13 protein-coding genes are annotated in these 13,335 nt (G+C 56.6%); 8 read left to right on the plus strand and 5 right to left on the minus strand.

Translation table 11 applies throughout. The features are described 5' to 3' along the window. Positions 1 to 15: 15 nt before the first annotated feature. From KO492_RS08385 to KO492_RS08395, 3 genes are all read right to left on the minus strand, one after another. Positions 16 to 1,497 carry an ArnT family glycosyltransferase gene (locus KO492_RS08385; RefSeq protein WP_216044536.1) on the minus strand — a complete coding sequence of 494 codons (1,482 nt, stop codon included), beginning with the start codon at positions 1,495 to 1,497 and terminating at the stop codon, positions 16 to 18. 18 nt (positions 1,498 to 1,515) lie between these two features. Beyond that, entirely contained in the window at positions 1,516 to 3,000 is a 1,485-nt protein-coding gene (locus KO492_RS08390) for an ArnT family glycosyltransferase (RefSeq protein ID WP_216044537.1), read from the minus strand. Between the two features lie 144 nt (positions 3,001 to 3,144). Further along, positions 3,145 to 3,846, minus strand: a complete 702-nt coding sequence (locus KO492_RS08395; RefSeq protein ID WP_216044538.1) for a glutathione S-transferase N-terminal domain-containing protein — start codon at positions 3,844 to 3,846, stop codon at positions 3,145 to 3,147. A gap of 166 nt (positions 3,847 to 4,012) precedes the next feature. Here KO492_RS08395 and mscL point away from each other — a divergent pair, with 166 nt between their 5' ends. The 6 genes from mscL to KO492_RS08425 all read left to right on the plus strand — a co-directional run bounded on the left by mscL (position 4,013) and on the right by KO492_RS08425 (position 10,446). After that, positions 4,013 to 4,447: a large conductance mechanosensitive channel protein MscL gene (gene mscL, locus KO492_RS08400; RefSeq protein WP_216044539.1), complete on the plus strand. Its 435-nt coding sequence runs from the start codon at positions 4,013 to 4,015 to the stop codon at positions 4,445 to 4,447. Between the two features lie 195 nt (positions 4,448 to 4,642). Next, complete coding sequence (locus tag KO492_RS08405; RefSeq protein WP_216044613.1) at positions 4,643 to 5,098, plus strand: Lrp/AsnC family transcriptional regulator; 456 nt, start codon at positions 4,643 to 4,645, stop codon at positions 5,096 to 5,098. Positions 5,099 to 5,208: 110 nt separating this feature from the next. After that, positions 5,209 to 6,165 carry a GAF domain-containing protein gene (locus KO492_RS08410; protein ID WP_216044540.1) on the plus strand — a complete coding sequence of 319 codons (957 nt, stop codon included), beginning with the start codon at positions 5,209 to 5,211 and terminating at the stop codon, positions 6,163 to 6,165. Positions 6,166 to 6,300: 135 nt separating this feature from the next. Next, positions 6,301 to 7,821 (plus strand): aldehyde dehydrogenase, encoded by a 1,521-nt coding sequence (gene adh, locus KO492_RS08415; protein WP_216044541.1) that lies wholly within the window; start codon positions 6,301 to 6,303, stop codon positions 7,819 to 7,821. 116 nt (positions 7,822 to 7,937) lie between these two features. After that, positions 7,938 to 8,306, plus strand: coding sequence for a DUF779 domain-containing protein (locus tag KO492_RS08420; RefSeq protein ID WP_216044542.1), 369 nt, complete (start codon positions 7,938 to 7,940; stop codon positions 8,304 to 8,306). 229 nt (positions 8,307 to 8,535) lie between these two features. Beyond that, positions 8,536 to 10,446 carry a DEAD/DEAH box helicase gene (locus KO492_RS08425; protein ID WP_216044543.1) on the plus strand — a complete coding sequence of 637 codons (1,911 nt, stop codon included), beginning with the start codon at positions 8,536 to 8,538 and terminating at the stop codon, positions 10,444 to 10,446. A 179-nt stretch (positions 10,447 to 10,625) separates the two neighbouring features. Here the strand turns inward: KO492_RS08425 and rpsU are convergent, their stop codons facing one another. Next, on the minus strand, positions 10,626 to 10,832 hold the full coding sequence (rpsU, locus tag KO492_RS08430) for a 30S ribosomal protein S21 (protein WP_066602373.1): 207 nt from the start codon (positions 10,830 to 10,832) through the stop codon (positions 10,626 to 10,628). Positions 10,833 to 10,944: 112 nt separating this feature from the next. Here rpsU and KO492_RS08435 point away from each other — a divergent pair, with 112 nt between their 5' ends. After that, complete coding sequence (locus tag KO492_RS08435; RefSeq protein WP_216044544.1) at positions 10,945 to 11,655, plus strand: COQ9 family protein; 711 nt, start codon at positions 10,945 to 10,947, stop codon at positions 11,653 to 11,655. A gap of 2 nt (positions 11,656 to 11,657) precedes the next feature. Beyond that, complete coding sequence (locus tag KO492_RS08440) at positions 11,658 to 12,638, plus strand: NAD(P)H-quinone oxidoreductase (protein WP_216044614.1); 981 nt, start codon at positions 11,658 to 11,660, stop codon at positions 12,636 to 12,638. A 51-nt stretch (positions 12,639 to 12,689) separates the two neighbouring features. Here KO492_RS08440 and KO492_RS08445 read toward each other — a convergent pair whose 3' ends face one another. Next, positions 12,690 to 13,331, minus strand: a complete 642-nt coding sequence (locus KO492_RS08445; protein WP_216044545.1) for a ribonuclease T2 family protein — start codon at positions 13,329 to 13,331, stop codon at positions 12,690 to 12,692. Between the last annotated feature and the right edge of the window lie 4 nt (positions 13,332 to 13,335).

Here is a 13,335-nt window from a genome sequence, read left to right on the forward strand (position 1 = left end):
ATTGGGCGCCGTTTTTTATTTGTTATTTTTCAGCGGGATGATGCCATAAGGCACATCGCGGGTTTTTTCGTCCTCGAAACGATAGGGCAAGGTAACAGTATGCAAAGGGCCAAGTTCGGGATTCAGTGCTGTCAGCCCATGCATCGCGAGCTTGGCCATGATGTTTTCCGGATTGGTGGTGCCGATCACGACAACATGCGTTAAATCTTCTGGAATTGTTCCGCCGGGATGGGACGGTAAAGCTGTCCATGACGGGCGCAGGAATTTAAGGTTTCCGGGAAAATAGAAATTAAAACTTATTACTGCTGGAGGCTTGGAGCCTTCGGGAAGGTCTTGTTCGATCGCTTGCGCAAGGGTCTCAATGTCCAGGGAGTCGCTGCCTGCCCCACGTAGACGGGTGTCTGCTATTGCTACGATGATCAAAAGCGCAAGAGCGGCACAAAACCGGAAAAAATTACGCAAGATTCGTGATGACAGTGTGGGTGTAACCCAAATCATCAGTCCGAAGGCCAGAGGAATCAGCAACGGAATGAGCCAACGGGCTTGCACGTCGGTGACACCGAAGCCGATTACTGGAAAGGCGATTGCAATAAGTCCCGTTATTCCGGAAGTGAGCATCCAGAGAGATAAGGGGGCAGGGCGTCCCACCGAAAACATCTGACGCCCAAAGGGTAGGCGTGTGGCGAGTAGTGTGAGTAGAAGCAGAGCAAGGGCCGCGAGCGTTTCGGCAAACATGGTTGCCACGCCCAGAAGCGGGGCGGGCAACGCATTGAAGGCGGGTGGGTGATAAAGGGTGTCTGCCGCGGAGACTGTCATCTCTAGATGGGTTACGGCCCAGAGCATTGGTAAGGCAAGAAGAGACGCGGCTACCAATACGGTTAACCAGAGGTCCTTGCGCCAGAGCGCCTGACGGATGTCGGGGAAAAGCCCTGCTGTCAGGAGGTGAGGCAGGGGAAAAAGCCAATAATTGTATTTGGTAATGCCTCCCAGCCCCAGTGCGACACCAAGCAAGATCGCGTGGGACAGGAAATGATCTCCCCTTCGCGCGGCGGCAATACGACGGGCAAGGATATTCAGCGTCGCACCGATTAAGGCCAGCATTGCAATACTGTGCGATCCCGCGCGTTGGCCTTCCCATGATACGTTCGGCAATAGCAAAAGCGCCAGCGTTACCGCTATGGCCGTCCGCACAGGAAGGAGACGTCGAAAGCCGTCAAATGTCAGGGCATAGGTGGCGAAGAGCAGGATATTTTTGGGTAAGGCGATTGCAAAAGTTGTGGGGCCGAATACATCAAAGGTGAATGCCTGAATCCAGTTGTAGAGCGGCGTCTGAGGCCCGTAACCAAGATGATACTCTTGCGCGAGGACGAACATTTCCGCTTCGTCGTATTCAAATGTGCCACCGAGCGCGGTGCGCAACACGACGTGGACACTGAAATATGCGAGAAGGATAAGAAAGAAGGCTCTTGAGAGTTGGGTGTCCTCAGACGTCTGCATGGTTATTACAGCTTTCTTTTATTGTGAGGTGCCGTAAAGCAGCCGGACCGGCAATGTGCGTTCGCCGTGGAGAAAGGGAAGTGTGATCTGGTGCTCTTCGCCATAGTCTACATGGTCCGCAAAAGGCCAACGGACTTGTGATGCGAGTTTTGACATATGGCTTCCCTTGCCTGCGGTGCGGCTCAGAAGCAAGATCTGCTTTGTTTGTTCGGATTTGGCATTTGCAGGCAGATCCGGCCGAATGTTCCAGTCCGGACGGATGTGGGCCAGATTGCCGCCGATGTAGAAATCGGCGACGATCAGCGTGTCTTCCGGCAGGCTCATTTCTTCGATGAATTGGGCAAGCGGTTCAAAGTCGAGGTCACGTCTCGCACCGTCCTTGTAGCGGTCGAAGGTCAGGCCGACGAAGACCAAGACAGCAAAGAGACAGAGTGTGGTAAGGTAGCCAAGTGCTGCGCGTCGAGAGAGGCGGGGTGAGAGATGCAGGAAAAGGCCGATCACCACAGGCAAGACGATGGGCAGGAGCCAGCGCGGCGTGATATGGCCCACTTCTGCCAGCCAGACTGTTGCGAGGCCGATCACGGCCAGTATGGCTCCGGCTCTTAGAAACAGGATGGCGGGCCAGCGTGTGTCGTCGGAGGCGGACCTTTTGCGGGAAGCGATCCACAATATGACAGCGACAAGCGCAGGCAGGATCAAAAGCGCGGCAATGCCTTGGAAATAGAGGGGGACGCCCTCGGGAATAAGGCTGTGAGCCGCTTCGGACAGGTCCATTTTTCCGACGGAGGACAGCGCGAGGTCCGGATTTTTGAACATCCACACATAGGGGCCAGCGACGACGACTGCGGCGATAACGGGTGCGATGAGCGCGCGTTTCGAGAGCAGGCTCCGGCGCGCGTGTTCGATCGACAGGGATGCAAGCACCAGCCCGACTGGAATGGCCCAGAAGTTGTATTTGGCAATACCGCCCAGCCCCAAAGCCAGACCGAACAAAGCCCAATGCCGCAAATGGCCGGTTTTCAGCGCCCAGAGAAATGCGGCAATGCTTGCGGAGATTGTCGCAAGCAGCATGTTGGAATGGGTCGTCGCACGCTCCGCTTCCCAGGCAATATCAGGAATAAGGAACAGAGACAGGGCGGTCAGCGCGGCCACCCGTGCGGGGACAAAGGCGCGAAGCCCGACAAACAACAAGGCATAGGTGGACCAGAGCAGCAGGTTCTTGAGGAGGGACAGAGCGAAAAGGGTTTCTCCGAATACGGAAAACAGGACGGTCTGAAGCCAGTTATACAATGGGAGTTGAGGGCCATAACCCCAACGTAGGCCCGGCGTCATCAACAGCATTTCCGCTTCATCGGTTTCCAGTGCGCCGCCAAGGATCAGGCGCAGAGCCAGTTGTGCGAGAAAGTAGGTCGTAATTGCCAAGAAAAACAGTCGAGTGACCTGTTGTGTGGTCCAGGTGTCGCTTGTCGGAATACTGGCGCTGTCGGATGAGAAATCTGTCATGGGGGCTCTCTCGGAGGTTTCTGAGAACAACCTACTGTGTTTTGCGCGAAACCTGAATCCCTGTTGTCAGGCTAGATCTCATGAAATCTCCGCGCCCCGAATACGGAACGCGGATGTCGTCCTGTGCGGATGGATTCCGTTTGATTACTCAGGCCGCGGGGGGATGTTCTTTGCTTTTGCAACGGCAGGTCGCGCGTAGAAGCGTTCGACATAGGCCGGCACGTTTTTCAGGTCGTTATAGCCGAGAACCTCTTTTGCGCCATAGAAATCCAGCGCGTTGAGCCATGGTGCGATGGCCATGTCTGCGATGGAATACGAATCCATAATCCAATCGCGCCCCTCGAGGCGTTGCTCCAACACGTTCAGAAGGCGTTTGGCTTCGTTGATATAGCGGTTGCGTGCAGTGGGGTCTTCCATCTTTGCGCCGGCGAACTTGTAGAAAAAGCCGAGCTGTCCGAACATTGGCCCGACGCCGCCCATCTGGAACATCAGCCACTGGAGGGTCTCGTAACGGGCTTTCGAATCGGTCGGGAGGAACTTTCCGGTTTTCTCTGCGAGGTAGATCAGAATGGCACCGGATTCGAACAGTTCGATCTGTGCGCCATCCGGCCCGTTCGGGTCAATGATTGCCGGTATTTTGTTGTTCGGGTTGAGCGCGAGAAATTCGGGGCTTTTGACATCCGAATCCGAGAGCGTCACCAGATGTGGCTCGTAGTCGAGTCCCATTTCTTCAAGCGCGATAGAGGCCTTAACCCCGTTCGGTGTGGGAAAGGAGTAAAGCTGGATTTTATCTGGAAATTGCGCGGGCCAGCGTTTGGTGATCGGGTGATTGACTGTATTTGACATGAAAGCTCCGGGGATAAAATCAGGTGATTTCCCCTAAAATAGCGCTTTGCTTCTGCGAAAAAACAGGTAGGCATGTGCAAGGTTGCGGAGCGCACTGTGCGCCAAACGGTTCCAAAGCGCTTGCAATCAGGGGGGCAGGCCCCAAGGGACAAAAGAGGGAAAGACAATGCTCAAAGAGTTCAAAGATTTTATCGCCAAAGGCAATGTCATGGACATGGCTGTTGGTATCATCGTCGGTGCGGCCTTCACCGCGATCGTCAAATCCATGGTGGCGGATCTGATCAACCCGATCATCGGCATCTTTACCGGTGGCTTGGACTTCACCAACCGTTACGTTGTGATTTCGGGTGAAGTGGCACCGGGCACTTCGTTGGAAGCTGCACGCGAAGCAGGCGCATCTCTGTTCGCTTACGGGTCGTTCATCATGGCCGTGATCAACTTCTTGATCATCGCTTTGGTGGTCTTCTTGTTGGTGCGTTATGTCAACAAGGTGAAAGAAGCTGCCGAATCCAAAGAAGAGGAAGCACCCGCCGTCGAGGAGCCCAAGGGGCCGACCGAGTTGGAAGTGCTTTTGGAAATCCGCGACTCGCTCAAGAAGTGAGAGCGTTGAGATTCTGAAAAATTGGCCCGTTGGAGTGATCCAACGGGCCTTTTTGCTGGACCAAAGAGGTTCCAGCAGGGACACACATATATCATACGCGCCGCAGACATGTTTCCGACGCGGCTTGTCGAAAAAGAACATTCGTGGGACATTGTTGCAAAGATTCTACTTTGAGTGGGCGAAACGCGCGAAATGATAAAGATGGATGATACAGACCGCCGAATCTTGCGGATTTTGCAGCGGCGGGGCCGGATTTCTAACGCTGATCTGGCGCAAGAGGCCAATGTCTCAAGCTCGGCCTGTCATCGTCGGGTGCAGCGGCTGGAGTCAGAGGGCATCATCCGCGATTATGTGGCGCTGCTGGACCCGCGCCACCTGGACCGTCGCGCGACCGTATTTGTCGAGGTGACGCTCAACAGTCAGGCAGATGATATTTTGGCAGCTTTTGAGAAGGCTGTGAAAAACATGCCTGATGTGCTCGAATGTCATCTGATGGCGGGCAAAGCGGATTATATCCTCAAGGTCGTCGCCGCCGACACCGATCATTTTGCTGAGGTACATCGCCAGCTTGTTCGCCTGCCCGGTGTGCAGACCATGCAATCTTCCTTTGCCATGCGCACGGTGTTCAAAACCACGGCGCTTCCCGTTTGATCCTTTCATTGAGTCCGTCAATGCAACGAGGTCACGACACCGAGATTTGGCGATTGGGCCTTCCCTATGGTAAGGCTTGTCGCCGTCGCGTTTGGGAGGAGGCGACTTAGATGAGCAAAAGTCACGCAGATTACATCATTTCTACCGTCGAATCGGATCACGTTGGGACACGTCTGACGGCCAGTTGGCGTCGTTCGATGATGAAACATGGATTGGATCCGACCCGCACACCTGCGCCGAAGCGGTTTTCCGACATGGAAATACAGGAACGCCGCGCGCGGCTTGAAGGGTTCATGGACCTTGCAACGCCACAGCTTGACCATCTATTCCAGATGGTCGGCAACACAGGCTGTTCCGTTTTGATGACGGATCGGGACGGGGTCATTCTCGACCAGCGTTCCAAGGATGCCGACAGTGATACATTTCAGGACTGGGGCTTATGGGCGGGCTTCGACTGGTCAGAAAAATCCGAGGGCACCAACGGGATCGGAACCTGTATTGCGGAGGCGCGCAGCCTTATCATTCACCGTGATGAACATTTCATGAGCCGGAACACGGTCATGTCCTGTATGGATGCGCCGATTTTCGGGCCGGACGGAGAGTTGATCGCGGCTCTTGATGTGTCCTCTTGTCGTGCGGATCAGACGGAGGCCTATACACGGTTGATCTCTGGCGTTGTGGCGCAAACTGCCAAACAGATCGAGACGGAGGCCTTTCGCGCCGCGTTCCCGAAAGCGCGGATCATCACCGGCCCCGAAGAGCGACCCGAAGGAGCGGTTCTCCTTGCGGTGGACCAGGATGATCTGATCGTGGGTGCAACCCGCGCGGCACGGAGGGCCTTCGGCTTGGGTCTTGGTGGCAAGATTGATCCGCGTCCGGCTTCGGACATTCTGGGACGGGATTCGACGAGTTCCGCGCTGGAACGCGCCGAGCGGGCGGCGCTCAAACGCGCGATTGCGCGGGCGGGTGGCAATATGTCGGCGGCGGCGCGTGAGCTCGGAATTGGCCGTGCGACCCTTTATCGCCGGATGAAACGTCTCGGAATCGGTGAAAACGGCGAAAACTGAGTTCACCTGTCTCAGGGGTGAGACATTGCTGCGCTGCGGCTAGGCGACTCGGGGGTGACCGGATTTCTGCGAGCGGTCACATTTCTCTCATAGGCTGGCGTGGAGGACGTCATGCCGACTATGAGGAGGAAATTCATGAACGTACAATCCGAGACAAGTGCGATTTACACATCGCCTTTCAAATCCCGTTACGACAACTTTATCGGCGGTAAATATACCCCGCCCGTGAATGGTCGCTATTTTGACAATGTGACCCCCATCACCGGCGAGAAAGTGTGCGAAGTTGCACGCTCTGATGCAGCAGATGTTGATCTGGCGCTGGATGCGGCCCATGCGGCGAAAGAAGCGTGGGGCAGCAAGAGTGCATCCGAACGCTCCAACATCCTGTTGAAAATCGCAGACCGGATCGAGGAAAATCTCGAACTCATCGCGACCGCCGAGACATGGGACAACGGCAAGCCGATCCGCGAAACCATGGCGGCGGATATTCCGCTTGCCGTCGACCACTTCCGCTATTTCGCAGGGGTTTTGCGCGGGCAGGAAGGCACCATGTCCGAGATCGACGCGGATACGGTCGCTTATCACTATCACGAACCTCTGGGCGTTGTGGGGCAGATCATCCCGTGGAACTTCTCCATCCTGATGGCGGCTTGGAAACTCGCGCCGGCTCTGGCGGCGGGCAACTGCATCGTGCTGAAGCCTGCGGAACAGACCCCTGCGGCAATTTTGGTGATGATGGAACTGATTGCCGATCTGCTGCCCGACGGGGTGCTGAACATCGTGAACGGCTACGGCGCCGAGGTGGGTGCACCGCTCGCGCGTTCCCCGCGTATCGCCAAGATCGCTTTCACAGGGTCCACGGCAACCGGTCGCATGATCATGCAATATGCCACCGAGAACCTGATTCCGGTGACGCTTGAACTGGGTGGGAAATCCCCGAACATTTTCTTCTCCGATGTGATGCGCGAAGATGATGCCTTTCTCGACAAGGCCGTCGAGGGCTTTGTGCTCTTTGCCTTCAATCAGGGCGAGGTCTGCACCTGTCCGAGCCGTGCGCTCATTCAGGAAGACATCTACGAGGAGTTCATGGAACGCTGCATTGCCCGCGTGAAAGCCATCAAGCAAGGCGATCCACGGGACATCAATACCATGGTCGGCGCACAGGCCAGTTCCGAGCAACAAGAGAAAATCCTCTCTTACCTGACCATTGGTCGCGAAGAGGGGGCCGAGGTTCTGACCGGCGGTGATGCGGCCAAGTTCGACGGCGATCTGGCCGGTGGCTATTACATCCAGCCGACAATCCTCAAGGGCCACAACAAAATGCGTGTGTTTCAGGAGGAAATCTTCGGGCCGGTTGTCTCTGTCACGACCTTCAAGGACGAAGAAGAAGCGCTCCATATCGCCAATGACACCATGTATGGCCTCGGTGCCGGTGTGTGGTCGCGGGATATGAACACCTGCTATCGCTTCGGGCGTCACATTCAGGCAGGACGTGTCTGGGTCAATAACTACCATGCCTATCCGGCCCATGCGGCCTTTGGCGGGTATAAGCAATCGGGCATCGGGCGCGAGAACCACAAGATGATGCTCGACCACTATCAGCAGACCAAAAACATGCTGGTCAGCTACAATCCGAACAAGTTGGGCTTCTTCTAGGTTCCGCCCGACTTCATAAAGCCCTCTACGGGCTTGTCTTGGGGCATATACGCATTCCTCTCCCTCCCCCCCTGAGTTGCGTGTATGCCCCGCTTTTTTTCCGAAAGCAGGATAGAATGCCTATTGATCGTGTGACGATGACTGACGCCGCCCGTGCCCTTCTTGCAGATATTGTTGCCGAACATGGCCCCGTGATGTTCGTGCAATCGGGGGGCTGTTGTGATGGCTCTTCGCCCATGTGCTTCAAAGAGGGTGACTATATAATCGGGGCCCGCGATATAAAGCTTGGTGAGGTCGAGGGGGCGCCCGTGTGGATCTCCGAGAGCCTGTTCGAGATATGGAAACATAGCCAGATGATTCTGGATGCCGGGCCGGGCAATGGTGCGGGATTCTCTTTGGACACCGGACGCGGCACCTGTTTTCTGTCCAGAGCGCGGGTGTTTACGGATGAGGAATGGGCGGAGTTTGAGGCGGTCGAGGCCTGAACGGTATTGCACAGCGCGCCTTTCCGTGCGTTAACCTTTGTCTTATGAACCTGAATGTTCGGTCTGAATGCTGGATCGGCGCATTTCGGAGTTTTATTCTGGCGTGAGCCTTCACGTGTTCGGCAGATTGTCGGGCATGTCGATTTGTATGCTGTGGACTCTCGTCGCAAAATCCGTTAGACAGTGCTATCTTGCGCCTGAATTTAGGCGCCCTAACGGAATTCCCTTTATGCTGACCCCCCTATCCGACGCGCTTGCCGAGCGTGGCTATGACACTCTGACCGACGTTCAAACGGCCGTCACCGCACCCGAGCTTGCTCAGGCCGATTTGCTGGTTTCTGCCCAGACGGGGTCCGGCAAGACCGTGGGCTTTGGTCTCGCCATTGCGCCAACGCTTTTGGGGGAAGCCGAACGCTTTGACCACGCAGGTAGCCCCTTGGCGCTTGTTGTGGCACCGACCCGCGAGCTTGCGATGCAGGTCAGCCGTGAATTGATGTGGCTTTATGCCAAAACCGGTGCGCGGGTAGCGACCTGTATCGGCGGTATGGATGCACGAACCGAGCGTCGGGCTTTGGAACGTGGCGCGCATATCGTTGTGGGCACGCCCGGACGTTTGCGCGATCATATCACGCGCGGTGCGCTGGATTTGTCGAGCATTCGCGCCATTGTTCTCGATGAGGCCGACGAGATGCTTGATCTCGGCTTTCGCGAAGACCTTGAGTTCATGTTAGGCGAAGCGCCCGAAGATCGTCGCACGCTGCTGTTCTCGGCAACCGTATCCAAATCCATCAGCCATATCGCCAAGACCTATCAACGTGATGCTGTGCGTGTCGCAACGGTTTCGGAAAAGAGCCAGCACGCGGATATCTCTTACGAGGTCATCCAGTGTGCGCCGCGTGATTCCGAACATGCGATCATCAACCTGCTGCGGTTTCACGACAGCCAGACCTCGATCGTGTTTGCAAACACGCGCGCCGCAGTGGCGCGTCTGACAGCACGGTTTGCCAACCGCGGCTTCTCTGTGGTGAGTCTGTCGGGCGAACTGTCTCAGGACGAGCGCTCCCATGCGCTTCAAGCGCTGCGCGACGGTCGGGCTCGTGTCTGTGTGGCCACCGATGTGGCGGCACGCGGGATTGACTTGCCCAATCTGGAACTGGTGATCCATGCCGATTTGCCGACCAATACCGAGGGGCTTTTGCACCGTTCGGGTCGGACAGGTCGTGCCGGACGCAAAGGCACCTCGGTCCTCATCGCACCGGATAACGTGGCAAAGAAAGCCGCGCGCCTGTTGAAATGGGCGAAAATTGACGCTGAGTGGAAACATGCGCCGACGGCGGAAGACATCCTTGCGCTCGACGAAAGCCGGATCATGGAAGATGCGGCTTGGGCAGAGGAGTTGAGTGACTCCGACACGGCTTTTGCTGCGAAATTGCTGGAGCGTTACAGCCCCGAACAGGTTGCTGTCGCTTGCTTGCGTCTCTATCGCGCAGGTCTGTCCGCGCCTGAAGAGTTGAATGTCCATACGGCAAAACGCCCGCAAGACCCGCGCGCAGAATTCGGTCCTTCGGCATGGATTTCCCTGTCGGTGGGACGCACCCAGAGAGCAGAGCCGCGTTGGCTGCTGCCGCTTTTGTGTCGTGCTGGCAATCTGGAAAAGACCCAGATCGGCAAGATCCGTATGGAAGACAACGAGACCTATGTGGAGTTGAAAGAGTCCGCTTTGGCCGGCTTCCTCGACCATATTGGGCCGAAAGCGCAACTCGAAGGTGAGATCACGGTCAAGCCGCTCGCGGGTGCGCCGGAGTTTTCGCAACACCGCAACCCTGCGGGGCGACCGGGAAAAGGCGGGCCGAAGAAACGGTTCGACAAGCCGCGTGGCAACACGTCTTCCAAGGAGTTTCTGGACGGTCAGGACCGCCCCAAGAAACCCTATGAGAAAAAGCCGCGCAAAGAACGCGACGAGGCCACCCATTCCGCAGCCAAACCGCGCAAGCCGCGTGAGGCTACTGCCGGAAAGCCGAAGGCCAAGTTTGAAAAGCCGAAATTCGACCGCTCCAAACCGGGCGGCAAAAAGCCCCATCGCAAAGGTGCCAAAACGCCCGTGCGTGGCGGCGATGCAAAGCCCGCACGCAAAGGCTGAGTAGGCTACTTGGTCGTCGCGCGTTTCGCGAAAATCTGTGTCTCAGGTTTCCCGTGAAACACGTTGGCACAAAGACGTAGATGACAAAAACTAACCCCCGGAGCTTTCGCTTCCGGGGGTTGTATTTTTATATGTCTCACATCACGCGAAGTCATGTGGGACCGTTCGAAACGTCGAACTTAAAGCATCCCTTCGCGCTGGGCTTTTTTACGAGCCAGCTTGCGGGCACGGCGGATGGCCTCGGCCTTCTCGCGCGCTTTCTTCACGGACGGCTTTTCGAAATGTTGCTTGAGCTTCATTTCACGAAAAACGCCTTCACGTTGAAGTTTTTTCTTCAGAGCACGGAGTGCCTGATCGACGTTGTTATCACGAACGCTAACCTGCATGTGGTGTCACCACCTTCCTAAGTTAGATTTGCATGAATTGCAGGAATTGGCCGTATAGCAAAGTCACTCTAGCTTGTCTACTATGCGCAAGACTCTGAAGGAGGACTAAGACATGCCAACCACCGCTTATCCCGATCCAACCCGTGAAAAACTGCTGGATGCGGCACTGATCCATGTGGTTTTCGACGGATGGGGGCCTGAGACTTTCAAAGCGGCGGTGGCTGATTCGGGTGTGTCCGAAGCCTTGGCCAAAGTGGCTGCCCCGCGTGGGTCCGTTGATTTGGCAGCTGCCTTTCACAAACGTGGCGACCGCGAGATGGTCAAGGCACTTGAGGCGGCGGATCTGTCCGGTATGCGTTTTCGTGACCGCATTGCCTACGCGGTCTGGCTGCGTCTTCAGGCGGTTGATCGCGAAGCGGTGCGGCGCGGCATGTCACTCTTCTCCTTGCCGATCTATGCGCCCGAGGGTACGCGTCTGGTCTGGGAAACCGCAGATGCCATCTGGAATGCGCTTGGGGACCGTTCGGACGATGTGAACTGGTATACGAAACGTGCGACACTGGCGGGGGTCTTTGCCTCTACTGTGCTTTTCTGGCTTGGAGATGACAGCGAAGGTTTCGTGGATACCAAGGACTTCCTTGATCGCCGGATCGACGATGTGATGCAGATCGAGAAAGCCAAGGCAACCGTGCGGGAGAACAAGGTTCTCTCTACGTTCTTCGCGCTGCCGAACGCGGCATTGTCTTTGGTGAAAGCGCCCGCTGGGGCAAGGCGGGCGGATGTGCCCGGAACGGAGACAACAGAAGGGGAGACTGTCCAATGAGTTTGCCGGAAACCATGCGTGCCGTTGAAATTTCCAAGGCGGGCGGCCCCGATGTGCTCACGACTTGCACCCGTCCTGTCCCGCATCCTAGCGCCGACGAGATTGTGATCAAACTGGCCTATGCCGGTGTGAATCGGCCTGATGCGCTGCAACGGGCGGGCCTCTATAATCCGCCGCCGGGGGCGTCCGACCTGCCTGGCCTTGAGGGCACAGGAGAGGTTGTGGCCGTGGGGGCTGCCGTGAGCGATTGGAATGTCGGGGATCAGGTCTGTGCATTGCTGCCTGGTGGCGGCTATGCGGAATATGTCGCTTGCCCTGCGGCTCACGCATTGCCTGTGCCGAAAGGAATGTCCATGAAAGAGGCTGCCTGTCTGCCGGAGACGTTCTTCACAGTCTGGTCGAACGTTTTTATGCGTGGCGGTTTGCAGGCGGGGGAGCGTTTTCTCGTGCATGGCGGTTCCTCGGGTATTGGCACAACGGCGATCCAACTGGCGCGCGCCTTTGGCGCACGAGTGTTCGCGACGGCGGGATCTGATGAGAAATGCAAGGCCTGCACAGGGCTTGGAGCAGAGCGGGCGATCAATTACCGCGAGGAAGATTTCGTCGAGGTGGCAAAGTCAGAAGGTGGGATGAACCTTATTCTGGATATGGTGGGCGGAAGTTATATCCCGCGAAATATCAAAGCACTCGCTATGGAAGGACGCCTTGTAAATATCGCGTTTTTGCAAGGCTCGAAAGCCGAGGTGAATTTCGCGCAGATCATGCTGCGGCGCCTGACACTCACCGGATCGACATTGCGTCCGCAATCGGATGAAGTCAAAGCTGGGATCGGTCGGGCACTCTTGACGAAGGTCTGGCCTCTCATCGAAGCGGGGCAGGTCGGGCCGGTGTTGGATAGCACCTATGCTCTGGAAGATGCGGCGCAGGCGCACGCGCACATGGAAAGCGGTGCGCATATCGGTAAGATCGTGCTGGAAATGTGAGTATTTGGGCCATCAGAAAGCAGGGGGGCGGTTTTCTGATGGTTAAAATACTCAATCAATGGCTTCGAAAAGCGCATCGTCGAGCGAACAGTCGCGGATTACATCTGTTCCGCATATGCGCGGCTCCAGATCACGCGTGAGGCAGATGCGGACCTCTTGGATGCGGTGGCTTTCGCAGGTTACGGTGATCTCATTGGCCTCAAGCGCGGGGTTGTCTTTGAGAAAGGCATCCTCGACAACAGAGGCGGGCAGTTTTACGTCTTGGTCAAGCTTGCGGAAAACCTCGGGTCGGGTGATGCTGTCATAGGCTTGACGGGAGAGGGCGAAGAAATCGTCCGGTGACAGGCCGGAGCAGCGTCCGTGCTTTTTCCACTGATACCAAGCGGCTCCGGATGTGCCCATGATGTCGGCCATACGAGTGGTTTCGCGTTTCGACGGGTCATGCGCCGTGGTGTTGCAATAGGAGGGCCAGCCGCTTTCGTATTGTGGCCAGAGCCCGTGGAGCACCCAGCCGAAATCCTGATCGCATTGCGGGGAATTGCGGGCGTTGCCTTCAAGAGCGCACCATGTGGGGGACCATGAGAGCGCCAGCACATAATAGTCGAAATCCCCCGCCTTTTCGCCATCGGCAAAGCCCGGGGTGCTCCAGATCAGGTTCAGCCCGATCAGCGTGGTCACGATCCATTGACGCATTTTC

Origin of the sequence: Celeribacter halophilus (assembly GCF_018860305.1) — a bacterium.
GTDB lineage: Bacteria > Pseudomonadota > Alphaproteobacteria > Rhodobacterales > Rhodobacteraceae > Celeribacter > Celeribacter halophilus_A.

What these genes read in the sequence shown, in the direction of transcription:
- KO492_RS08385 (WP_216044536.1), bottom strand. Translation starts at nt 1,497, where the DNA reads ATGCAGACGTCTGAGGACACCCAACTCTCAAGAGCCTTCTTTCTTATC.
- KO492_RS08390 (WP_216044537.1), bottom strand. Translation starts at nt 3,000, where the DNA reads ATGACAGATTTCTCATCCGACAGCGCCAGTATTCCGACAAGCGACACC.
- KO492_RS08395 (WP_216044538.1), bottom strand. Translation starts at nt 3,846, where the DNA reads ATGTCAAATACAGTCAATCACCCGATCACCAAACGCTGGCCCGCGCAA.
- mscL (WP_216044539.1), top strand. Translation starts at nt 4,013, where the DNA reads ATGCTCAAAGAGTTCAAAGATTTTATCGCCAAAGGCAATGTCATGGAC.
- KO492_RS08410 (WP_216044540.1), top strand. Translation starts at nt 5,209, where the DNA reads ATGAGCAAAAGTCACGCAGATTACATCATTTCTACCGTCGAATCGGAT.
- adh (WP_216044541.1), top strand. Translation starts at nt 6,301, where the DNA reads ATGAACGTACAATCCGAGACAAGTGCGATTTACACATCGCCTTTCAAA.
- KO492_RS08420 (WP_216044542.1), top strand. Translation starts at nt 7,938, where the DNA reads ATGCCTATTGATCGTGTGACGATGACTGACGCCGCCCGTGCCCTTCTT.
- KO492_RS08425 (WP_216044543.1), top strand. Translation starts at nt 8,536, where the DNA reads ATGCTGACCCCCCTATCCGACGCGCTTGCCGAGCGTGGCTATGACACT.
- rpsU (WP_066602373.1), bottom strand. Translation starts at nt 10,832, where the DNA reads ATGCAGGTTAGCGTTCGTGATAACAACGTCGATCAGGCACTCCGTGCT.
- KO492_RS08435 (WP_216044544.1), top strand. Translation starts at nt 10,945, where the DNA reads ATGCCAACCACCGCTTATCCCGATCCAACCCGTGAAAAACTGCTGGAT.
- KO492_RS08445 (WP_216044545.1), bottom strand. Translation starts at nt 13,331, where the DNA reads ATGCGTCAATGGATCGTGACCACGCTGATCGGGCTGAACCTGATCTGG.